Raw genomic sequence first — 20,993 nt, forward strand, 5'->3', positions numbered from 1 at the left:
GAATGGAATGAAATTGCCTTATAAAATGACATTTTTAGTTTTTGTGTTTAGTTTCAGTATGTTAATGGGTTGCACTTCTAAACAAGAAAATGACTTAAACCAGGTGATTCCTTTGTCCACAAAAGTCGAAGGAAATTTAAAAATCGATAGCCAAGAAGTGGAACCGTCTTCAGAGCTTGAAAGCGAAATTAACGTTTATGGCAACACATCGGGAAATTTGCAAAATGGAGGATTTGCCGCAATACAAGGGGATTGGATTTATTATCTTAGGGAAGAGAGAAGCGATTATTGGGATGAAGGTGAGCTATATAGAGTCAATGTGAAAAACGGAAAAAAAGAAAAAATTAGCGATCATGCGGCAAGCAACATTAATGTGGTGGGGGATTGGGTTTACTACTGCAATCGTGAAGATAGCGAAAGGGGCGAAGTCAACGAGGGACCTGTCTATCGAGTAAAGATTGACGGAACAAGGACGGAAAAATTAAGCGAAGGTGATAGTTCAACATTTTTCGTAGTTGGTGGAATGATTTATTATTTAGATGCTTCAGCACGTAATATCTATAGCATGAGGACGGATGGAACACGTGTAACTCAACTAAATGATATAAAAACATGGAGATTATATGTCATAGATGAACAAATATACTATATATCTTCTGATGGGGATATTTACAAAATGAATCTGGATGGCAGTGGAAAAAGTTTGGTGTATTCTGGTAATGTGTCGGATTTATCGGTTGTGGAAAGTTCAATTTACTATTACGAAGGAGATGATGAAAGAGATGAAGGGCCGATATTAAAAATGAATTTAGACGGTACGGGAACAACGGAAATTACAAAAGATAACACTTCAACCTTCAGAATCATTGGAGACCATATTTATTATAGCATCGAAGAAGGCGAAGATGATTTAGCCTATATTTATAGGGTAGATTTGAACGGAGAAAATAAAATAAAAATAGCTCAAGGGGATATAGGAAGTATAGTTGGTGATTGGGATTATTATTATGTACATTATGCGGAATGGGCGGAACTAGAGAGAATGAAATGGGATGGGAGTGAACGTGAAAAAGCTTTGTAAGTAAAGGGAATAGGTCGATTATGGTCAAATGCCGCCAATGATGCCATCATTCAACCAATAACATAGTGGGACAACCATCTAGAAACTGACTGCCAAATAATTGTACAATGGCAATAGTCAATAATCTTGATAGGAAATCACTGGGTCTGGGAGAGATGATGATGCTGCTGCAGAAGGATCAGAAAGTACTGTTCATAGGCGATTCGATTACCGATTGCGATCGGGCGAAGCCGGCGGGAGAAGGTTTATTCGGGGCGCTTGGCAAAGGTTACGTTTCGTTGGTGGACGCTTTTCTTCAAGCCGTATATCCCGAGCTAGGCATTCGTGTTATCAATACGGGAATAAGCGGAAACAATGTCGTCGATCTTGAAGCTAGATGGCAAGAGGATGTACTGGACCGGAAGCCAGACTGGCTGTCGATCATGATCGGTACGAACGACGTATGGCGCCAATACGATACCCCGTTCATTAAAGAATGGCATGTGTATCCGGATAAATATGAGAAGACATTACGGGCATTAGTAAATAAAACCAAGCCGCATGTCGCTAATCTAGTACTTATGACGCCTTTCTATTTGGAGAGTAACGAGCAAGATGCCATGCGCCGGACTATGGATGAGTACGGGGCGATCGTCAAGAAGATCGCGGAGGAAACGGGAACTCTGTTCGTGGATACTCAAGCTGCGTTTAACGTGGTGTTGAAGGAATTGTACGCCGCGACACTAGCTTGGGATCGCGTTCATCCGACGCAAGCGGGTCATGTCGTTCTTGCCCGAGCGTTCCTGAACAAGGTCGGGTTTGATTGGAATAGAGGTTAAACCTAACAAAACCGCCAACACTGGCTCGCTCTATGCGAGAGGTTGGCGGTTTTTTTTGCGCTTCGAAGAGGATCCGGCTAGTGCTGCTAAATTTACGCTTTAGTTTTGGTTCATATTGAATCGCTCCAAGTGGAGGGTCAAATTTTCTTTGCGTAAAATTTCTTGTTGCTTCGCTCCCATTAAGTCGAAATGGGGAAACGGAGGACGGTTATGAATGTACCTGGGATTGAGTCCGTTGGCCAAGCACCATTCGGTTAATCGTTCGAGATTCGCGTTGCCGACTTTCGTCACCGTGCGAAATTCGGGAAAACGAGGATCGAACCAGTAGTGGGTTAAGAAGGCGGTTTCTCCTCTAGTGACGGATGCTTTCCACGCGTTCAATTCTGCTCTTTTTATGCCAAAAGCCATGGTGTTTCATCCTTTGCTCGAGAAATAAGGGTTTGATTTCCGATAGCTTCAGAATCAGTATAGCATGAAGTTAGGGTTTGACGGGATGCGGCAGGGGATGGATAATAGACCGCATGGACATTTTTCTGCTTATACTCACGAATAACGTGCTTCCGCTATCGCTTATTATCGGTCTTGGCATTATTTTGCATCGGATTTTTACTTTGGACATTAAGACGCTCTCCAAGCTGAATTTTTATTTATTCTCGCCGGCGATCATGTTCGAGTTGCTGTACGGAACCGCGATTTCCGCGCAACTGTTCGGGCAAGTTCTACTCTTCTTTGTCGTGTTCATGGTAGCTCAGTATGGCTTGCTAGAGGCAGTCGTTCGGTTGCGAAAATATAACGGAGGCATGCGTGCGGCCATGAGGAACAGCGTTCTGTTCTACAATAGCGCGAATTACGGTATCCCTATCAATCAGTTGGCGTTCGCAGGCAATCCTTACACGTTGTCCGTCCAGATCATTATTATGATGATGCAATCTCTTATTCCGAATACTTATGGCATCTATAGCGTTAACGCCCATAAAGCGAACTGGCGCGAAATTCGTAAGGTCATCCTCTCGATGCCTGTCATTTATGTCATTCCTCTTGCTCTGTTGTTGCGCGGGTTTCATGTTCCGTTGCCGGAATTCATGAGCATATCCGTCGGGTATTTGTCCCATGCTTTTATCGGGACTGCATTATTTACGCTTGGCGTGCAGTTAGGCAGCATGAAAGGCACGATCAGCCGCAAGCTCGCGCTGGATGTCGGCTTAGCTTCTGTGCTGCGTCTCATTGCGGGTCCACTGCTCGCATGGGGAATCGTTCTGCTATTCGATGTCGAACGGATTGTTGCCGCGGCGCTGATCGTATCGTCGGCCGTTCCGACCTCGCTGTCTAGCGTATTGCTTGCTGTCGAGTTCGACAACGAGAAGGATTTCGCTTCGCAGACCGTACTCGTATCCACGACGCTAAGTATCATAACCGTCACCGCGGTTATCTACTTGCTTCGGGTGTGAGATCTAAACTTAGTGCCGCCACACGGCACTAATCCCAGCTAGCGAAGCTCAGCGGAGCCAAATAGTGCCGCGAAACGGCACTAATCCCAGCTAGCGTGCTTCGCGGAGCCAAATAGTGCCGCGACACGGCACTAATCCCAGCTAGCGAGCTTCGCGGAGCCAATTAGTGCCGCGACACGGCACTAATCTTAGCTAGCGAGCTTCGCGGAGCCAAATAGTGCCGCGAAACGGCACTAATCCCAGCTAGCGAGCTTCGCGGAGCCAAATAGTGCCGCGACACGGCACTAATCTTAGCTAGCGAGCTTCGCGGAGCCAAATAGTGCCGCGAAACGGCACTAATCCCAGCTAGCGAGCTCCGTAGAGCCAAATAGTGCCGCGAAACGGCACTAATCCCAGCAAATTCGGAAAAGAGGCTATCTCAAAGGTCGATTAAGACCAATAGAGATAGCCTCTTTCCCGTTATTCGATCAATAAAACGATGTTGGCGATTCTGAACGAAGGGGATAACGAGAAAGACTGCAAGAGGATAAGTTATAAGCACGAGTAGACTCACAGTTAAATGAGGGCGCTTAATCATTCCCGAGAGTGAAGTTCACTCACAATCAAAGTGGTACAATATCTGTAGAAGAAAACCACAGATGAAAGAAGGCGATCCCCAGTGAGTAAAGTGAGAATCGGTATTGTAGGCCTTGGGAACATGGGAACTGGCCACGCTCAGTATTTGATTGAAGGTCAAGTGGCAGATGCTGAGTTAGCGGCCGTTAGCGATATTAGTCCCGAGCGCTTGAAGCTGGCGCAGGAGCACTGGGGAGATCGCGTCCGTACGTTCGGAACCCCTGAAGAGATGTTTCGATCCGGTGCCGTCGACGGAGTGCTGCTATGTACTCCGCATTACGATCATCCGAAACAAGCGATCGATGCTTTCGCTTGCGGGCTCCATGTGCTGGTAGAGAAGCCAGCGGGCGTATATACAAGGCAGGTTCGGGAGATGAACGAAGCGGCGAAAGCAAGCGGCAAAGTGTTCGGAATTATGTACAATCAGCGCACCAATCCGCTGTACGCGAAGCTTCGCGAATTGATCTCGTCTGGGGAAATCGGTGAGGTTAGACGTACGAATTGGATCATTACGAATTGGTACCGTTCGCAAGCGTACTACAATTCGGGCGGTTGGAGAGCGACTTGGGCGGGTGAAGGCGGCGGAGTGCTAATCAATCAGGACCCTCACCAATTGGATCTGTGGCAGTGGACGACCGGCTTGATGCCGAAGCGAATCCGCGCGTTCTGCGCGTTCGGCAAGCATCGCGATATCGAGGTCGAGAATGACGTAACCGCTTACGCGGAATACGAGAACGGCGCAACGGGGGTGTTCGTGACCTCAACGCATGAATGCCCGGGCACTAATCGATTCGAGATATCCGGAGATCGCGGCAAAATCGTGATCGAGGACGATAAATTGACCTTCTGGCGGTTGAGGCAACTAGAGTCGGAGTTCAACCGCGTCAACACCTCGGCCTTCGCGCAACCCGAGGTGTGGAAAAGCGAGATTCCCGTTGGAGCAGGAGGGGCCCAGCATAAGGAGATTACGCGGGATTGGATTAGCGCTATCGTTCGAGGAACGCCGCTGCTAGCGCCGGGCGAAGAGGGGATCAGAGGTTTGTCGATATCCAACGCGATGCTGTTATCGACTTGGACGGACAATTGGGTTGATCTGCCGATCGATGAGAACCTGTTCTACGACAAGCTGCAAGAGCAAATCGCGCGCTCGCCTAACGGCAATAGTAAAGGAGAATGATGATGTCCCGTTCAAATGGCATGAATTACGCTCCGCAAGGGAAACCTCGGCCGGTAGTGAAAACTGGAGAGTTTATTTTCGCAGCCCTTTCGCTTGATCACGGGCATATCTACGGGATGTGTAATGGGCTTCAAGAAGCAGGCGCAACGTTGAAATGGGTGTATGACCCTGATCCCGACAAGGTGCGCAAGTTCATCGATAAGTATCCGCATGTCCGAGCTGCCGAATCCGAGCAGCAAATTTTGCAGGATCCGGAAGTGATGCTCGTAGCTGCGGCCGCTATTCCTAGCGAGCGCGGACCGCTCGGAGTCAGAGTGATGCAGCACGGGAAAGATTATTTCACCGACAAAACCCCGTTTACGGCATTGGAGCAATTAGATCAAGCGAAACGAGTGGTCGAATTGACCGGCCGCAAATACGCAGTCTATTATAGCGAGCGTCTCCACGTGGAAAGCGCGGTGTTCGCGGGACAGCTTATTGAAACGGGAACTATCGGTCGCGTCGTACAGGTGCTGGGGCTCGGACCGCATCGCCTGAATGCGCCGCAGAGACCGGATTGGTTTTTTAAGAAAGAGCAGTACGGAGGCATTCTCTGCGATATCGGAAGCCACCAGATTGAACAGTTCCTCTACTATTCCGGCAATGAGGATGCCAAGGTGCTCCATAGCAAAGTGGCGAATTATAACAACAAGGGCTACTCGGAGCTGGAAGACTTCGGAGATGCGACGCTCGTTGGCGACAACGGGGCAACGAACTATTTTCGCGTGGATTGGTTGACCCCTAACGGTCTATCGACTTGGGGAGACGGCCGAACGGTAATTATGGGGACGGAAGGATATATCGAGTTACGCAAGTACGTCGACATTGGGCGAGAGAACACTGGGGATCAACTTTATCTAGTGAACGGAGAAGGAGAGTTTCGTATGGAACTCGGCGGGAAGGTCGGGTTTCCCTACTTCGGCGAGCTCATATTGGATTGTCTGAACCGTACCGAACTTGCGATGACTCAGGCGCATACCTTCAAAGCAGCTGAGCTATGCTTGCGCGCGCAAGCCCAAGCCGTCCGTATCGAATAGAAATCGGATAAACATACCTAATCAAGGGGGATATCAAGATGATTAAACTATCGATATTCACGGTCGCGACGCCGGAGTTGGAGCCGGAACAGTTGGCGGAAGCGGCAGCGCAAGCGGGTCTGCATGGCATCGAATGGCGCTATAAGATGACTTCGGCGGATACGGCGCAAGAAGCTCCTTCTTTCTGGGGCAATAATCGCTGCACGATCAATCCGTCAGGAGGTTTGGAGGAGCTAGATAGATTCAAGAGAGCGGCGGATCGTCATGGGTTAGTGAACTTGAGCGTTACTCCTTATTTGAAGGCCGGAGATTTGGAAGAGACGGAGAGAGTATTGCAGGCCGCGCAGTATATGGACGCAGCTTATATTCGTCTGGGCGTGCCGGGGTATGACCGGAGCCAATCTTTCACTGAGTTATTCGAGCTCGGGAGGACTTATTTGAAGGACGCGGAGAAGCTCTGCCGGAAGTATGGGATTAAAGGTTTAGTCGAGATTCATCACGGCACGATAGCTGCTTCGGCTTCAGGTGCGCGAAGGTTGGTCGAGGGCTTGGACCCGAATGCGGTTGGCGTTCTCTTCGATCCGGGTAATTCGGTACATGAAGGCTTCGAGAACTACCGGATGGCCTTGGAACTGTTGGGACCGTATTTGGCACATGTCCATGTGAAGAACGCGGGATGGCACGTCAAGGAGACAACGGGTGACGGAAGCAAGGACTGGGGATGTATGTGGGCCGGGCTCAAGGACGGAATGGTGCCTTGGAGACAGGTTATTGCCGATCTGATCTCGGTAGGATATGACGGCTATTTGGGAGTCGAAGATTTTAGCGGGCAGTTTTCGGATTCTTCGCGCATGCTGAATCATTTTTCCGAGTATATCGGGGGACTGCTCGCGGAGAAACCATCGGATGTTTGAGTATTTGTATCGCTCCAATGGCGTGTTTGATCCGGTGTTCCATTCTCACACATTCTATGAGGTGTATTATTTTCACGAGGGTAAATGCAATTATTTGATCGGGGACCAGATCTATCATCTTGCGCCCGGCGATCTTATTCTTATGTACGGAATGACGCTCCACTGCCCGAAGATCGACCCATTGGTTCCGTACGTCCGGTCGATCATCCATTTCGATCCTGCTATCCTCCGTCCCTATACGGAATTACCGCAAGTCGTTCCGATTTTGCAGCCGTTCGAGCAATTTAAGAATTATAGGCTTAGCTTAAGAGGGGAAGATAGGGCGGAGGTAGAGAGGATACTCGATGTCATGCATGGTTACCAGCAACGGGGCGACGAAGTCGGCGAAGGACGATTAAGGCTAGCGTTCGTGGATTTGCTTCATTTCATATACGAGCGTTGTCTGCAACCGCTTAAGGAACAGCGAGTGTTTCCTTCAGAGAAGGAGAAGACGGTTCAAGAGGTCATCGCCTTGCTAGAGGAGCGGTATTCAGACGATGAACTGAACATGGAGCAACTGCAACGGGAGCTTCATCTGAGCAAATCTTATCTAGCGAAAATTTTCAAGCAGGTGACCGGAGTCACGATATTCGAATACGTATACCGGAAGCGGATCAACGAAGCGAGAATTTTATTTTTGCTCCATCCGATGCTGGCGGTCACCGAGGTGAGCTTTCGTCTAGGGTTCAAGCATCTTGCGCATTTCAGCAGGCTATTTAAAGATCATGTGGGAGTATCTCCGGAACGTTACAAGAAACAGTTGAAAGACGACCAGACGACGATGAAAAGATAAGGAAAGCACTGAATAGTCAAAATACGTTACTTTTATGCAGGAATCCGGTGTTTCATCACATCGACAGTGGTGGTAAAATGGGTTACGTTGGCTAAAGTGCAACTATACCTAAAGTCCAAAGGAGTTTTCATATGCCTTCAGAAATCATGCAAGCTTTGTCCCGCGAGAAAATCGTAGCGATCATTCGCGGAATTTCCGCGGAATCCGGAGATGCAACTGCTAAAGCTTTGGCGGACGGCGGAATCGTCTTCCTTGAAGTTACTTTAAATACCGACGGCGCGCTGAACATGATTTCGCGTTTCCGTGAAGCCTATGAAGGACGTCTTCGCATCGGCGCGGGCACCGTTCTTGACTTAGGACAAGCCAAGGAAGCGATTGCCGCAGGAGCGGAGTACATTATTTCGCCTAACTTGGACGAAGAAGTGATCTATTATGGAGTAGAGAAGGGCGTAGAAGTATGGCCGGGCACGATGACTCCTACGGAAATCGTTCGGGCTTACAAAGCGGGGGCTTCCGCAGTCAAAGTATTCCCAATGGGTTCACTCGGCATAAATTATTTGAAAGAAATTAGAGCTCCGCTCAACCATATCCCGATGGTCGCAACGGGAGGAGTCAATTTGCAAAATATTAATTCCGTACTGGACGCCGGCGCGATAGCTGTAGGCTTAGGTGGAAACTTAGTCGACAAGCAGCTGGTGAAGGATGGAAAGTTCGACGAGCTGCGCAAACTGGCGCAAGCGTTCGTCAATGAGGTTCAAGGGGCGAAGACGGTATGAGTGCCCCGCGGGAAGCGGATGTCGTTACGATAGGGGAAAGCATGGTACTGCTTCAACCGATGAGCGAAGGCTCATTGGCTTATGCGCCATTGTTCACCCGTTCGATCGCGGGCGCGGAGTCGAACGTATCGATCGGATTATCCCGATTGGGATTCAAAGTACGCTGGATTAGCCGTCTAGGTTCCGATCCGTTCGGTGATGTCATCTTGTCGACTCTCGCGGGCGAGGGGATAGACGTTACGCAAGTCGTTAGGGATTCCGCTTATCCGACCGCGATCTATTTCAAGGAATTCAAGGGCTATGGCGATCCGAACGTCTATTATTACCGCAAAGGATCGGCGATTAGCCGCTTAACGCCACGCGATGTGGAAGCTACTTGGCTTCAAGGGGCCAAACATTTGCATGTTACGGGCATAACGCCTGCGCTCGGACCCGAGACTGGCGACGCGGTCAAACAATTGATGAAGCAAGCAAGGCAGCAGGGGATGACGATTTCCTTCGATCCTAACTTGCGCCGTAAGCTGTGGGGGGAAGAGGAAGCGCGGTCTATGTTGCTCTCCCTGATCCCGCTTTGCGATATTTTCTTGCCGGGAATCGAAGAAGCGGAGTTCCTGGTCGGGGAGCTGCCGGAACAACAATACGGAGCGCGTTTCCTGGAAATGGGTGCCCGTGCCGTCGTGCTTAAGCTTGGCGAACGCGGATCCATGGGCTTCGTCGGCGATCGTACGGTTATCGCGAAGCCGTTCCCGGTCTCAAGAGTCGTGGACACGGTCGGTGCAGGCGACGCTTTCGCTGCCGGCTTCTTATCTAGATTCCTTGAGAACGGAGATATGGAGCAAGAGGAAAACCTGCTTAAAGCGTTGGAAAGAGCTAATTTTATGGGGTCATTGGCTACGCAGTACAAAGGGGATTGGGAAGGTCTTCCGAAACGGGAAGAGCTTCATAGACTATTGTCTGGCGGCAAGGAAATTACCCGGTAATTCATAACATAACCGAGCGGGGATCTCTCCCTACGCTCGGTTTTTTATTAATGAGGCGCAGTTGAACTAGGCAATTCAGGGAAGTCGTACACACCTAGCTTAGTTAAGATTTGTTCGAAATCGAGCTTCAAAGCATGTTTCTCTTCAGGTTCAAGGAAAGACGCTTCCACTCCATTAAGGATCAGCTTCGTGATCTCTCGCAAGGTGAACCCGAATTTCTCCGCGATAACGCGATATTCATTCGTAATATCCGTGCCGGAGACGCCGGGATTGTCCGTGTTAATCGTAAACATGATCCCCTGATCGTAATATTCCCTTATCGGATAAGCCTCCCACCCGATGACCGCTTTGGTTTGAATGTTGCTTGTCGGGCATAGCTCGAGCGGGATTTGATGTTCTTTAATCATGTTCATTACGTCATCGTTTTCTTTAAGCCGTACGCCGTGTCCGATTCTGCGAGCTCCAAGATGGAGTACCGCTTCTTCGATATTATCGGCACCGGCAGCTTCGCCTGCGTGTATCGTCGCGGGAATGCCGAGTTCTTGCGCCCGAGAGAACACTTTGCGGAAGCGCGAAGCGGGGAAATTCGTTTCGTCTCCAGCTAAATCAACAGCGACCAGCCCATGTCCGATATAATGGGAGGAGGCTTCGATGACTTCCAAATTAGTCTCCTCTGAATGGTGCCTCATGCAGATGGCGATGGCCCTTGCTTTCACGCCATAACGGGCTTCTCCTTGCTTCAAGCCTTCAATGACGTGATGAATCGCGTCGGCAGTCGACAATCCGCCGTCCCTGTGCAATTGCGGTGCGAACCTGACCTCGATATATTTAATCCGGTGCTCTGCGGCTTGTTCTACGACTTCGAATGCAACTTGCTCCAACGATTCTTTCGTTTGCAGGAAGGGGAGCACGAAATCGAACTTCGTTAAGTACTCCGTTAGGTTCGTGCAATCTTCGTCAACCTGAACGTAAGGTATTAAATCTATAGTCTCGTAAGAGGGTAGAGGAATACCTTGGCGATAGGCTAGTTTCAGCAGCGTAGCAGGTTTAATGCAACCGTCAAGATGTACGTGTAAATCTACTTTCGGCAGCTCAGACAAAAGACGCGACGATACCATCTAAATTCACTCCCTTAAAAAATGTATGTTATATAATATAACATGAATTCGCTGTTATTGTAATCAACTGAACATTAAGATTATGTAAATGTGAGGTAAAATTCGTTATGGGGGGTTACCATGGCTAACGGCAGTATTTTCGATTCCGATTTGTTGAAGGCTGACTATTCTCCAAGCATATTCGCATATTATTTCAGACAGTGGGAAGGTTTCCGCATGGCTTTCCACCAGCATGATTCGACCGAGATCATGTACGTCATCCAAGGGGATTGCATTGTCGAGTGGGACGGTGGAGCGGGACGGCAGGGCACGATCAAGCTGACGAAAGGCGAATTTATTTTATTGGACGCGAACGTTCCGCATCGGCTGATCGTCGATCAAACATGCCGTATGCTCAATGTTGAATTCGGTTTTGTTGAGCATTCGGGCGGTTTTCCGTCGATTAAGCAAATCGCTGATGAAGAGGACTCGCTTCGCGCGATGGTGGAAGCTCCCGTATCTTACTTGAAGCTGCAAGACCCGGATGAAGTGTATCATTCGTTAAAAAGCTTGGTATTGGAATTGGACAAGAGGGGCGGCGATGGAGGGATTGTCGATCGCTTAATCTTGTCGCAGTTATTCATTCGGATAAGCAGGCTAAGAGCCGATTCGCAGAAGAACGGCTGGCAACAGGCCGACCATTACGTCAAGCAAAGCATCGATTTTCTGCATCAGAACTACGATCGCAATATCCTCGTTCAGGAGGTTGCGTCCTACGTGAACTTGCATCCCGGATATTTGCAAAGGATTTTCAAAGGACAAACAGGACAAACGTTAATGGAATATTTGACGGTCGTCAGAATGGAGAAGGCCAAAATGCTACTCTTGCATACCGATATTCCGGTTACGGACATTTCCGATTACGTCGGGGCGGGAAGTCGGCAATACTTCCATGCACTGTTCAAGAAACATGTGGGAATGACCCCTATAGCCTTCCGCAATACGATGAATACTCACCATTATTCTGAGATCAAAAAGTGAGGATTGTTGACAGTATAAAGCCAACATGGTCATGATTTTGATAACGCTTACCTATCCGGGCTTGTTACAATGGAACCATTGAATTCATTCATTGGACATGAATCTGGAGGGATAGAACATGGCATTCAAGATCGCATTCATTGGCGCAGGCAGTATTGGTTTTACCCGCGGTTTGCTTCGAGACTTACTGAGCGTGCCCGAGTTTAAGGACATTGAGGTTGCTTTTACGGACATTAATTCCCACAACCTCGAGATGGTCACGGAGCTTTGCCAACGCGATATTACGGAGAACGGGCTTGCTATCCGAATTCAAGCTTCGACGGATCGTCGTCAAGCTTTGGCAGGAGCGAAATACGTATTTTGTACCATTCGAGTCGGAGGTCTGGAAGCGTTCGCGACGGACGTAGACATTCCGTTGAAATACGGTGTCGACCAATGCGTCGGGGATACGTTGTCGGCAGGCGGTATCATGTACGGTCAACGTGGTATCTCGGAGATGCTGCGAATCTGCAAGGATATTCGCGAGGTTGCGGCGGAAGATGTGCTGCTACTGAACTATGCGAATCCGATGGCCATGCTCACTTGGGCATGCAATCAATACGGAGGCGTGCGCACGATTGGGCTTTGCCACGGCGTACAAGGAGGGCATTGGCAAATCGCCGAGGCTTTCGGGCTGAATAAGAAGGATGTAGACATCATTTGCGCGGGAATCAACCATCAAACCTGGTACGTTCAAATTCGCCACAATGGAGAAGATTTGACCGGGAAATTGCTCGAAGCGTTCGAGAAACATCCGGATTTCAGCCGCACGGAGAAGGTACGCATCGATATGCTCCGTAGGTTCGGTTACTACAGCACGGAATCGAACGGACATCTGAGCGAATACGTGCCATGGTATCGTAAACGTCCGGACGAGATCGAGCAATGGATCGACCTAGGCATTTGGATAAATGGGGAGACGGGCGGATACTTGCGGGTGTGCACGGAAGGACGCAACTGGTTCGAGACGGATTTTCCGAATTGGATGAAGGAACCGGCCATGAAATATGCCCCCGAAGAACGGGGAGAAGAGCACGGTTCTTATATTATCGAGGGCTTGGAAACCGGTCGGGTGTACCGGGGGCATTTTAATGTCAGGAACAACGATATTATTGCGAACTTGCCCGAGGATGCAATTATCGAAGCGCCGGGGTATGCGGATCGCAACGGGATTTCAATGCCGCTTGTCGGCAAGCTTCCGTTAGGGCCGGCAGCGGTATGTAATGTCAGCATTTCCGTGCAACGGCTGGCCGTTGAAGCGGCGGTGCATGGCGATGACAAGCTGTTGCGTCAAGCCTTCATGATGGATCCGCTTGTCGGAGCGGTATGCAATCCGAAAGAGATTTGGCAGATGGTCGATGAGATGCTTGTAGCGCAGGAGAACTGGCTGCCGCAATACGGATCGGCGATTGCCGAAGCCAAGCAACGTCTGGCTGCGGGCAACCTTATTCCGACGAACGAAGGGTACCGCGGTGCTGCGCGCTTGAAGATCAAGTCTGTAGCAGAGATGCAACAGGATCGCGAGGCAGCGAATAAGAACGCCGGAGAATCCGACAAAGGCAAAGAGCGGACGAAAGTAGGGCACTAAGCCTGACGGGCGATTAGCCAAGATTGAAAGGGGTTGTACGGGGCTCTCGCCCGTACAACCCCTTTATTGCGTGTTAGACTCCCGAAAAAGCCATGAAGCCGCCGTCCACGGGGATAACGGTTCCGGTGACGAAACCGGAGGTGGTGTGATCAGCCAGCCAGAGCAGCGTTCCGATCAAATCGTCCGGCTCGCCGAAGCGCCGCATAGGCGTGTTGGACAAGATTTTATGAGACCGTTCAGTTAAAGAGCCATCCTCGTTCGTCAGTAGCTTGCGGTTCTGTTCAGTTAAGAAGAAACCCGGCGCGATCGCGTTAACGCGAATGCCTGCTTCCGCCATATGAACCGATAGCCATTGCGTAAAGTTATTTATCGCAGCCTTGGCCGCGCTATAAGCGGGAACCTTAGTCATCGGGCTCGGTGCGCTCATCGACGAAATATTAATTACGGTCGTACCCGTCCGTCCGATCATGCGTTTAGCGAAAGCCTGCGTCGGAATTAACGTGCCGATGAAATTGAGGTCGAGCACGTTTCGGAAGCCCTGTACGCTCAGATTGAAAAATGTTGTCCGATCCGCATGGTCTAAATCCTCTAATCGGAAGGTTTCGTTAGTCGTGTTTGCGCTAGGATGATTCCCGCCGGCTCCATTGATTAGGATGTCACAAGGGCCTAATTGTTCGTAGACGAATTTCTCGGCGGCAGTGACGCTTTCCGCATCGGTGACGTCGCAAGCTACGGAGATCGCGCTATGTCCAAGTTCGCGAATATGCTCGGCGACCGCGGCTCCTTTTTCCACCGTTCGATTCAGGATCGCGATCTTAGCACCCTGTCTCGCTAGCTCGATAGCCATCGCTTGGCACAGAATGCCGGAGCCGCCCGTTATGACCACGACTTTATTAGCTAGATAAGGGTGAATCGGCCATTCCTTCATACGGATTTCCTCTCTTCGCGTCGACGTGTGTTTTCCATGGCATCCCATACTCCCCATAAATACATAATTCCTAGAGCCCGATCATATAGTCCGTAACCTGGACGGCATTGCTCGCCCCAAATATGTCTTCCGTGATCAGGGCGGCAATAGCCCTTATAACCGTTCTCATGGTAAGCCTGCACGATTCCGGCAATATCGACGGTTCCGTCCTGAGTTCGATGGGAAGTTTCGATGAAATCCCCATTATCGTATACGCGTACGTTGCGAATATGGGTAAAAGGAATACGGTCTGCGAACTCATGAACCATCGAGATAATATCGTTGTCCGGATTGGCTCCGAGCGACCCGCTGCAAAGCGTGATCCCGTTGGACGGGCTGTCGTTCAAAGTTAGGAATCTTCGCAAATTCGCTTGGTTAGTAATGATTCGCGGTAGACCGAAGATAGGCCATGGCGGATCATCGGGATGGATGGCCATTTGGATGCCGTTACGCGCGGCTACGGGGATAATGGCATCTAGAAAATAACCCAAATTACGCCATAGATCCTCGGTTGTCACTTCGCGATAAGCGTCGAACAAGGAAGTAAGGTGCGCCAATCTTTCCGGCTCCCAGCCGGGCATGCTTAGTTCGGAATTATGAGTAATCTCGCGAACGAGTTCGGATGGATCGATGTTCGTTGTCTTGCTATTCTCGAAGAATAACGCGGTAGAGCCGTCATCCATCTGTTTAAACAAATCCGTCCGCACCCAATCGAATACAGGCATAAAGTTATAACAGATCACTTTAACTCCGACGCGAGCGAGCTTCTCGATCGTGCGGATATAGTTCGCGATGTACTTCTCCCGAGAAGGAAGACCCAGCTTAATATCCTCATGGACGTTGACGCTTTCGACGACCTCGATATGCAATCCCGCGCTCGCGGCTTGATCCCGGAGGCTCTCGATGCGATCCATCGGCCATTCTTCTCCGGCAGCCAGATCATGCAAGGACCAGACGATGCCTTCCACGCCCGGAATCTGTTTGATCTGCTCTAGCGTTACTGTATCGTTCCCTTCACCAAACCAACGGAAAACCATGCGCATTCCTATCACCGCCTATTTAAGTTTGAAATAACTCGGATATTCCTCTTGCAGGACGACCAAATTGGAAATGCTTAAGTTCAAGTGCTGCTTCATCACCGCTTCGGCGTGGTCCGGATTCCGCTTGCGAATGGCTTCGACCAGCTCCTTGTGTTGTTCATAGAGCGGTTCCCAATGAGAATCGGCAAGCAACCAGAGAACCCGGCTTCGATTGAAGTCGGAATTCATCCGTTCGACGACGGCCCACGTTCTCAGCTTGTTGCAACCTTCGAATATCGTGCGGTGGAAGGCGTCGTCAAGCTGATACATCGATTGATTGTCATGTTTGTCGATGCTCTCGCGCTGATGGGCAAGATTGGCGTCAAGCTCTTGCAATAAGGGCTCGGGAAATCGTTCGCAAGCGATGCGCACGACCGCTTTCTCCAACTGCTCCCGCAAGAAACGGCCTTCCTCAATGAGTTCAGGATCGATTAGCGATACTTGGGTGCCTCTCTGCGGCAGGACAAGGACGAGACCTTCCTGGGCTAGCCGCACGAAGCTTTCGCGAACGGGCGTACGGCTCATCTGCAACTGGATGGACATCTCTTTCTCGGATAAAGCGGTGCCTGGAGGAAGCTCGAGGTTTAGAATTTGTTGCTTTAACCGGGCATAGACGATATTGCTCGTAGTTCCGGGCTGCGGTTTCGTACTCCAATCCATAAGTTCACCTCCTTGGTTAAGAATGTCTCTTATGGTCTCATTGTAACACACTGGCATACTAGTATGGTAGTGAGTAATTTGTTCATCGTATTGAGGCAATATATCGAACAAATAAGTTTAATATTGTGTCATAAATAGGAATGTGATATACCATATGTATTAACTATTAACGAATAAAATTTAAGGGAGAAATATAGAGGAGTGAGATAGTTATCGAACTTACGGTAAGACAGTTAGCGATTATCGACCTCGTCAAAAAACAAGCTCCCATTACCGGAGAACAAATTGCCGAGAACTTAGGCATCAGTCGTCCGACCATAAGGTCGGACTTATCTGTATTGGTAATGCTAGGTTATATCGATGCCAAGCCGAAGGTCGGCTATTTTCTAGGGAAGGTTATGACTTCCGAGGGGCGGCAGAGCGAGAAGTTCATGAACTTGAAGGTCAAGGACGTCATGAACCGGCCTGTCGTCATCGCAGAAAGTTCAACGGTTAACGATGCCGTCATTTCCTTATTCGTAGAGAATACCGGGTTTCTGACTGTTACGGATGAGCAGGGAGCGTTAACGGGAATGGTTTCCTTGAAGGACCTTCTGAAAGTAACATTGGGCAACCCGAATGCCACGACTATTCCGATCAGTATGGTCATGACAAGAGTACCGCGTCTTGTATTTGTATCTCCCGATGATTCCGTGCTGGAAGCGGCTAAGAAGATGCTGGACCATCAAGTGGGCGGCATGCCTGTCGTCAATAGCAACGGGGATCGCAGTCGCCTTGAAGTCGTCGGGAGAATTACGAAAACGAATTTGGCGCAAGCCTTAGTGGATTTGACCTCGGGATTTATCGCTGAGTAGGGGGAGAACGGATGTCGGAGCAGGGCCAGAAGGTAATATTCGTATGTTCGGACGCGGTCGGGGAGACTGCGGAAGCTGTCGCGAAAGCGACCGCAAGGCAATTCGCGACCGAGCAGGTCAAAATCAAAAGATACGGACATATTAAGCACGAGGATGAGATTAAGGCGATCATTCACGAGGCAATCTCGGTAGGCGGCTATATCGCGTATACTCTCGTTCAGCCGGAACTGCGCGAGACGATGAGGGAAGAGACGATCAAACAGGGCGTCCGAGCCGTAGACGTGATGGGCCCGATGATGCAAGCTTTTATCGATACGTTTAATGATTCGCCCAAGTACAAACCTGGATTATTGCATGAGATGGATGAAAACTATTATCGTAAAATCGAAGCGGTCGAGTTCGCGGTTAAATACGATGACGGCAAAGATACGCGCGGATTGCTGCAAGCGCAGGTCGTTCTTGTAGGGGTGTCTCGGACATCGAAAACGCCGCTAAGCATCTATCTAGCCCACAAAGGAATTAAGACGGCGAACTACCCGCTAACGATAGAGGTCAAACCTCCCCAAGAGCTGTTCACGTCAACCAATCCGCTTGTCGTCGGTTTGACGATGCAGCCCGAACGGTTGCTCAAAATCCGCACGGAACGTTTAAAGGCTCTCGGACTGCCGAGCCAAGCCAACTATGCTTCCATGGAGCGGATTCAGAAAGAGTTGCGTTTCGCGTCGGAAATCATGGAGCGGTTAAATTGTCCGGTCATCGATGTATCCGAGAAGGCGATAGAAGAGACGGCAGGATTAATTATGGAGTTGTTGGCGCCTTGAAAGAAGCTGTCCCACTAGCAGAGCGTTCCGCTTCTGCAGGGTGGGGCAGCTTCTTTTAAGTTCGTTTACGATTTCAAATCCTCGATCGATTGGACTTCCATATATTTCGGCACGACGAAGCCTAGTTTCGTCCCGGAGAGGTTGGCGCCTAAATCCTCGAATTTACCTTTGTATTTGTTGTAGTAATCAATGGAAGTGGTAGGGAGCCAAGCGGCAACCATCGCGTCCGCATCGCCGTTCGCGATACCCGCCCACATAGGGCCGATCTCCACTTGGAGCATTTCGACCGAATAACCGAGCCTGGTTTCCAACGCTTTCTTGACGACGTGCGTGCTCGCGATTTCGGAATCCCAAGCGACGTAAGCCAGCTTCAAGCGATGGCCGGAAGCGGCGGGTATGCCTTTGACCCAGGCGTCCACAAGCGCGGTATTGTCCTTTACCCACTTTGCGGCGGCAACGTCCGGATCGTCTCCTCCGCTGATTTGAATCATAACCTTCTCCATTTCGGAAGGCTCCCAATGGAACTGACCTAGAAATCGATACGCGGAAGGCTCTTTCTCCTGCAAATTCAAACGAGTGATCGTATGGATTTGCTCGCTTTCTCCGAAGGCTTTCTTAGGATCGTCCAAATACTTAAGGTCATACTTGACGAACATCCAATGAGGCGTCCATCCCGTTACGATAATGGGCTCTTTATTCTTGTAAGCTTTGTCCAAGGCGGCAGTCATGGCCGTACCCGATCCTTCCAACAAAGTCCAATCGGTTAGTCCGTAGTCCTCGATGGCTTTGGCCGAAGTTTTCATTAAGCCGGACCCGGGATCGATGCCGACGATCCGGTATCCGACTTGTTCCCCGATCTTATTGTTCTTGTGCGCGTTGCCGCTCGTATAATTCTGGTATAACGAAGCAACTACCAGAACGATGACTAGCCCGATGGCGAATAGCGATACGCTCTTTAAAAAGCCTTTGTTCTTCTTGCGGTTCGGGTTAACGAGCTTTTGCGACATCCTATCCAGCAGAATGGCCAGTGTAACGACCGCTAACCCGGCTTCAAAGCCCTTTCCCGTATTGAGCTGGGTTACGGAACGGTAGACATCGGCACCAACGCCTTGGGCTCCGATCATGGAGGCTATGACGACCATCGATAAACTAAGCATAATCGTTTGGTTAATGCCGGCCATCATGCTGGGGAGCGCGAGCGGCAATTGCACCTGGAACAATTTCTGGCGCGGCGTAGAGCCGAACGCATCTGTTGCTTCGATCAGTTCTTCCGGTACTTGCCGAATTCCGAGATTGGTCAAACGTATCGTAGGCGCGATGGAGAAAATCACCGATGCGATGACCCCCGGAACGACCCCTAGTCCGAAGAATGTGACGGCCGGAATCAAATAGACGAATGCCGGCATCGTCTGCATGAAATCAAGTATCGGCGTCAGGACGTTCTGGACGTTCCTGGATCTTGCGCACGCGATGCCTAGCGGAAGCCCCAACACGAGAGAGACCAGCGAAGCTGTCAGTACGAGCGCCGTCGTATCCATCGTCGGCGACCAATAACCTAAATTCCAGATCAGCAGCAAACCGATTGCGGCGAACAGGGCAAGCGTCCAGCGACCTAATCGATAAGCTGCAATTCCTACAAGTACGATAATTAACCAAGGGGGGAGCAAATGCAGCACGGCAGAAAACGCGTTGACCGTTCCGCCAATGATCGTGGCTAGAAAATCAAATAGAAGGCTTAGGTTAGTTGCCAGCCAGTCTACGATATTTTCTACCCAACGGTCTAAAGGAAGCTTAGGCATTCGGTTGGCCTCCCGGTTCATTATCGTCGGTGCTGCCGGAAAGCGCGGAGAGAACCGCTCCTCGCAAAATGATGCCAAGCAACCTCCCGCTTTCGGAGACAACGGCTGCGGGGATGCGGGAGTTGCCCACGACCTCGAACAGCTCGTTCAAATGCTGATCGGGGCTGAAAGTAGGAACATCCCGAATGACGATATCCATGAGAGTCCGACCGGAACGGATCGCGGCTGAAGCATCTTCGGCCGTTATGGCGCCGATCAGCTTCTTCGACTTGTCGACGACGTACAGATTCGAGACTCCGCTGTCGTACATGAGTTGAAGAGCTACCCGGGGCCCGCGATCCGGGCTTATCGTCTCGGGCCTGCGCATGACATGGGAAGCGGTCAGAACCTTGGACAAATCGACGTCCTCTACGAAACGTTGGACGTATTTGTTGGCCGGATTAATCATGATCTCCTCGGGAGTTCCGATCTGAACGACGGAGCCATCGCGCATAAGGGCGACTCTATCGCCGATGCGAAGCGCTTCGTCCAGATCGTGCGTGATGAATATAATCGTTTTCTTCATCGAGTTCTGAAGCTCCAATAACTCGTCTTGCATATCTTTGCGGATTAGGGGGTCCAATGCGCTGAACGCTTCATCCATGAGAAGAATATCGGGTTCATTGGCCAGCGCCCTCGCGAGCCCGACCCGCTGTTGCATGCCGCCGCTCAATTGATCGGGGTATCGGGTTTCCCAGCCCTCCAATCCGACGAGACGCAGAGAGTTTAAGGCTTTCTCGTGTCTCGTTCGTTTCTCTACTCCTTTGATTTCCATTCCGTATTCGACGTTCTCGATGACGGTCTTATGGGGGAATAACGCGAATTTCTGGAAGACCATGGCCATGCTTTGGCGCCGAACGTTGCGAAGCTGTTGCGGACTCATGGTAACGATGTCTTGGCCGCGAATCCATACGCTTCCTCCGGTCGGCTCGATCAGCCGGTTCAAGAGGCGGACTAACGTAGACTTTCCGCTTCCCGATAATCCCATGATGACGAAAATTTCACCTTCTTCTATGCTAAAGCTAACGCGGTTAACCCCGACCGTCATTTTGGTCTTCTCGTAAATTGCTTTTTTACTTAACCCTTGAGCGAGCAGGGCTATCGCCTTCTCAGGCTCGTTGCCGAAAATTTTCGTTAGCTCCCGTACTTCGACTATAGGCATAGGCCCTCCGCTGCAATGTAGTTGGGTTTGATCGGATAGAGTTAGATTAAGCAAAAGAAGGAAAATTTACGCACGGGAGCGCGAGGAAAAAATATTTCTAGACAACGACAAACAAAGCCTGGGTCAACCG

20 protein-coding genes are annotated in these 20,993 nt (G+C 50.1%); 13 read left to right on the plus strand and 7 right to left on the minus strand.

Translation table 11 applies throughout. From position 1 onward, the window contains the following. Window positions 1-7 precede the first annotated feature (7 nt). Together L3D05_RS00530 and L3D05_RS00535 are read left to right on the plus strand one after the other, a co-directional pair. Window positions 8-1,081, plus strand: a complete 1,074-nt coding sequence (locus tag L3D05_RS00530) for a DUF5050 domain-containing protein (protein WP_239613636.1) — start codon at window positions 8-10, stop codon at window positions 1,079-1,081. A gap of 161 nt (window positions 1,082-1,242) precedes the next feature. Next, window positions 1,243-1,899: an SGNH/GDSL hydrolase family protein gene (locus L3D05_RS00535; RefSeq protein ID WP_239613638.1), complete on the plus strand. Its 657-nt coding sequence runs from the start codon at window positions 1,243-1,245 to the stop codon at window positions 1,897-1,899. Between the two features lie 99 nt (window positions 1,900-1,998). Here the strand turns inward: L3D05_RS00535 and L3D05_RS00540 are convergent, their stop codons facing one another. Then, window positions 1,999-2,307, minus strand: a complete 309-nt coding sequence (locus L3D05_RS00540) for a hypothetical protein (RefSeq protein WP_239613639.1) — start codon at window positions 2,305-2,307, stop codon at window positions 1,999-2,001. A 113-nt stretch (window positions 2,308-2,420) separates the two neighbouring features. On the opposite strand from L3D05_RS00540, the gene L3D05_RS00545 reads away from it, so the two are divergent. From L3D05_RS00545 to L3D05_RS00575, 7 genes are all read left to right on the plus strand, one after another. Continuing rightward, a complete protein-coding gene (locus tag L3D05_RS00545; protein ID WP_239613640.1) occupies window positions 2,421-3,347 on the plus strand; it encodes an AEC family transporter in 927 nt (308 codons plus the stop codon). 658 nt (window positions 3,348-4,005) lie between these two features. Beyond that, complete coding sequence (locus L3D05_RS00550; RefSeq protein WP_239613642.1) at window positions 4,006-5,139, plus strand: Gfo/Idh/MocA family protein; 1,134 nt, start codon at window positions 4,006-4,008, stop codon at window positions 5,137-5,139. 2 nt (window positions 5,140-5,141) lie between these two features. Further along, a complete protein-coding gene (locus L3D05_RS00555; RefSeq protein ID WP_239613644.1) occupies window positions 5,142-6,215 on the plus strand; it encodes a Gfo/Idh/MocA family protein in 1,074 nt (357 codons plus the stop codon). A 41-nt stretch (window positions 6,216-6,256) separates the two neighbouring features. Next, window positions 6,257-7,129: a sugar phosphate isomerase/epimerase family protein gene (locus L3D05_RS00560; protein ID WP_239614724.1), complete on the plus strand. Its 873-nt coding sequence runs from the start codon at window positions 6,257-6,259 to the stop codon at window positions 7,127-7,129. Then, window positions 7,122-7,961, plus strand: a complete 840-nt coding sequence (locus L3D05_RS00565; RefSeq protein WP_239613645.1) for a helix-turn-helix transcriptional regulator — start codon at window positions 7,122-7,124, stop codon at window positions 7,959-7,961. Before L3D05_RS00560 ends, L3D05_RS00565 begins: the two co-directional genes overlap by 8 nt. 131 nt (window positions 7,962-8,092) lie before the next feature. Beyond that, on the plus strand, window positions 8,093-8,737 hold the full coding sequence (locus tag L3D05_RS00570; protein WP_239613647.1) for a bifunctional 4-hydroxy-2-oxoglutarate aldolase/2-dehydro-3-deoxy-phosphogluconate aldolase: 645 nt from the start codon (window positions 8,093-8,095) through the stop codon (window positions 8,735-8,737). Further along, window positions 8,734-9,717 carry a sugar kinase gene (locus L3D05_RS00575; RefSeq protein ID WP_239613649.1) on the plus strand — a complete coding sequence of 328 codons (984 nt, stop codon included), beginning with the start codon at window positions 8,734-8,736 and terminating at the stop codon, window positions 9,715-9,717. The genes L3D05_RS00570 and L3D05_RS00575 overlap by 4 nt, the downstream gene beginning before the upstream one ends. A 47-nt stretch (window positions 9,718-9,764) precedes the next feature. Here L3D05_RS00575 and add read toward each other — a convergent pair whose 3' ends face one another. Continuing rightward, the gene (gene add, locus L3D05_RS00580) at window positions 9,765-10,835 is read right to left on the minus strand and encodes an adenosine deaminase (RefSeq protein ID WP_239613651.1); all 1,071 of its coding nucleotides are present in this window, start codon (window positions 10,833-10,835) and stop codon (window positions 9,765-9,767) included. A 120-nt stretch (window positions 10,836-10,955) separates the two neighbouring features. Between add and L3D05_RS00585 the strand changes: the two genes are divergently transcribed. Continuing rightward, the gene (locus L3D05_RS00585; RefSeq protein WP_239613653.1) at window positions 10,956-11,855 is read left to right on the plus strand and encodes an AraC family transcriptional regulator; all 900 of its coding nucleotides are present in this window, start codon (window positions 10,956-10,958) and stop codon (window positions 11,853-11,855) included. A 118-nt stretch (window positions 11,856-11,973) separates the two neighbouring features. Continuing rightward, a complete protein-coding gene (locus L3D05_RS00590; protein WP_239613655.1) occupies window positions 11,974-13,482 on the plus strand; it encodes an alpha-glucosidase/alpha-galactosidase in 1,509 nt (502 codons plus the stop codon). Between the two features lie 73 nt (window positions 13,483-13,555). On the opposite strand, the gene L3D05_RS00595 is transcribed toward L3D05_RS00590, so the two are convergent. From L3D05_RS00595 to L3D05_RS00605, 3 genes are read right to left on the minus strand one after another with little or no spacing between them, the layout of a single operon-like run. Then, window positions 13,556-14,410: an SDR family oxidoreductase gene (locus L3D05_RS00595; RefSeq protein WP_239613657.1), complete on the minus strand. Its 855-nt coding sequence runs from the start codon at window positions 14,408-14,410 to the stop codon at window positions 13,556-13,558. Further along, window positions 14,407-15,492 carry a mannonate dehydratase gene (gene uxuA, locus L3D05_RS00600; protein ID WP_239613658.1) on the minus strand — a complete coding sequence of 362 codons (1,086 nt, stop codon included), beginning with the start codon at window positions 15,490-15,492 and terminating at the stop codon, window positions 14,407-14,409. The genes L3D05_RS00595 and uxuA overlap by 4 nt, the downstream gene beginning before the upstream one ends. Window positions 15,493-15,504: 12 nt before the next feature. Next, window positions 15,505-16,188, minus strand: a complete 684-nt coding sequence (locus L3D05_RS00605; RefSeq protein ID WP_239613660.1) for a GntR family transcriptional regulator — start codon at window positions 16,186-16,188, stop codon at window positions 15,505-15,507. Window positions 16,189-16,427: 239 nt separating this feature from the next. Between L3D05_RS00605 and L3D05_RS00610 the strand changes: the two genes are divergently transcribed. After that, a complete protein-coding gene (locus tag L3D05_RS00610; RefSeq protein ID WP_369417935.1) occupies window positions 16,428-17,042 on the plus strand; it encodes a helix-turn-helix transcriptional regulator in 615 nt (204 codons plus the stop codon). Between the two features lie 11 nt (window positions 17,043-17,053). Next, window positions 17,054-17,863, plus strand: coding sequence for a pyruvate, water dikinase regulatory protein (locus L3D05_RS00615; RefSeq protein WP_239613662.1), 810 nt, complete (start codon window positions 17,054-17,056; stop codon window positions 17,861-17,863). 65 nt (window positions 17,864-17,928) lie between these two features. Here L3D05_RS00615 and L3D05_RS00620 read toward each other — a convergent pair whose 3' ends face one another. Both L3D05_RS00620 and proV read right to left on the minus strand, forming a co-directional pair. Next, entirely contained in the window at window positions 17,929-19,662 is a 1,734-nt protein-coding gene (locus tag L3D05_RS00620) for a glycine betaine ABC transporter substrate-binding protein (RefSeq protein ID WP_239613664.1), read from the minus strand. Next, window positions 19,655-20,863 (minus strand): glycine betaine/L-proline ABC transporter ATP-binding protein ProV, encoded by a 1,209-nt coding sequence (proV, locus tag L3D05_RS00625; protein ID WP_239613666.1) that lies wholly within the window; start codon window positions 20,861-20,863, stop codon window positions 19,655-19,657. Before proV ends, L3D05_RS00620 begins: the two co-directional genes overlap by 8 nt. Window positions 20,864-20,993 lie beyond the last annotated feature (130 nt).

It is taken from the genome of Cohnella mopanensis, assembly GCF_022352055.1.
Classification (GTDB): Bacteria; Bacillota; Bacilli; order Paenibacillales; family Paenibacillaceae; genus Cohnella; species Cohnella mopanensis.

Excerpts from the sequence above, each read along its gene's own strand:
- uxuA (WP_239613658.1), bottom strand. The coding sequence starts at position 15,492 with ATGCGCATGGTTTTCCGTTGGTTTGGTGAAGGGAACGATACAGTAACG.
- L3D05_RS00615 (WP_239613662.1), top strand. The coding sequence starts at position 17,054 with ATGTCGGAGCAGGGCCAGAAGGTAATATTCGTATGTTCGGACGCGGTC.
- proV (WP_239613666.1), bottom strand. The coding sequence starts at position 20,863 with ATGCCTATAGTCGAAGTACGGGAGCTAACGAAAATTTTCGGCAACGAG.
- L3D05_RS00540 (WP_239613639.1), bottom strand. The coding sequence starts at position 2,307 with ATGGCTTTTGGCATAAAAAGAGCAGAATTGAACGCGTGGAAAGCATCC.
- L3D05_RS00605 (WP_239613660.1), bottom strand. The coding sequence starts at position 16,188 with ATGGATTGGAGTACGAAACCGCAGCCCGGAACTACGAGCAATATCGTC.
- L3D05_RS00535 (WP_239613638.1), top strand. The coding sequence starts at position 1,243 with ATGCTGCTGCAGAAGGATCAGAAAGTACTGTTCATAGGCGATTCGATT.
- L3D05_RS00565 (WP_239613645.1), top strand. The coding sequence starts at position 7,122 with ATGTTTGAGTATTTGTATCGCTCCAATGGCGTGTTTGATCCGGTGTTC.
- add (WP_239613651.1), bottom strand. The coding sequence starts at position 10,835 with ATGGTATCGTCGCGTCTTTTGTCTGAGCTGCCGAAAGTAGATTTACAC.
- L3D05_RS00585 (WP_239613653.1), top strand. The coding sequence starts at position 10,956 with ATGGCTAACGGCAGTATTTTCGATTCCGATTTGTTGAAGGCTGACTAT.
- L3D05_RS00570 (WP_239613647.1), top strand. The coding sequence starts at position 8,093 with ATGCCTTCAGAAATCATGCAAGCTTTGTCCCGCGAGAAAATCGTAGCG.
- L3D05_RS00590 (WP_239613655.1), top strand. The coding sequence starts at position 11,974 with ATGGCATTCAAGATCGCATTCATTGGCGCAGGCAGTATTGGTTTTACC.
- L3D05_RS00555 (WP_239613644.1), top strand. The coding sequence starts at position 5,142 with ATGTCCCGTTCAAATGGCATGAATTACGCTCCGCAAGGGAAACCTCGG.
- L3D05_RS00620 (WP_239613664.1), bottom strand. The coding sequence starts at position 19,662 with ATGCCTAAGCTTCCTTTAGACCGTTGGGTAGAAAATATCGTAGACTGG.
- L3D05_RS00575 (WP_239613649.1), top strand. The coding sequence starts at position 8,734 with ATGAGTGCCCCGCGGGAAGCGGATGTCGTTACGATAGGGGAAAGCATG.
- L3D05_RS00530 (WP_239613636.1), top strand. The coding sequence starts at position 8 with ATGAAATTGCCTTATAAAATGACATTTTTAGTTTTTGTGTTTAGTTTC.
- L3D05_RS00595 (WP_239613657.1), bottom strand. The coding sequence starts at position 14,410 with ATGAAGGAATGGCCGATTCACCCTTATCTAGCTAATAAAGTCGTGGTC.
- L3D05_RS00545 (WP_239613640.1), top strand. The coding sequence starts at position 2,421 with ATGGACATTTTTCTGCTTATACTCACGAATAACGTGCTTCCGCTATCG.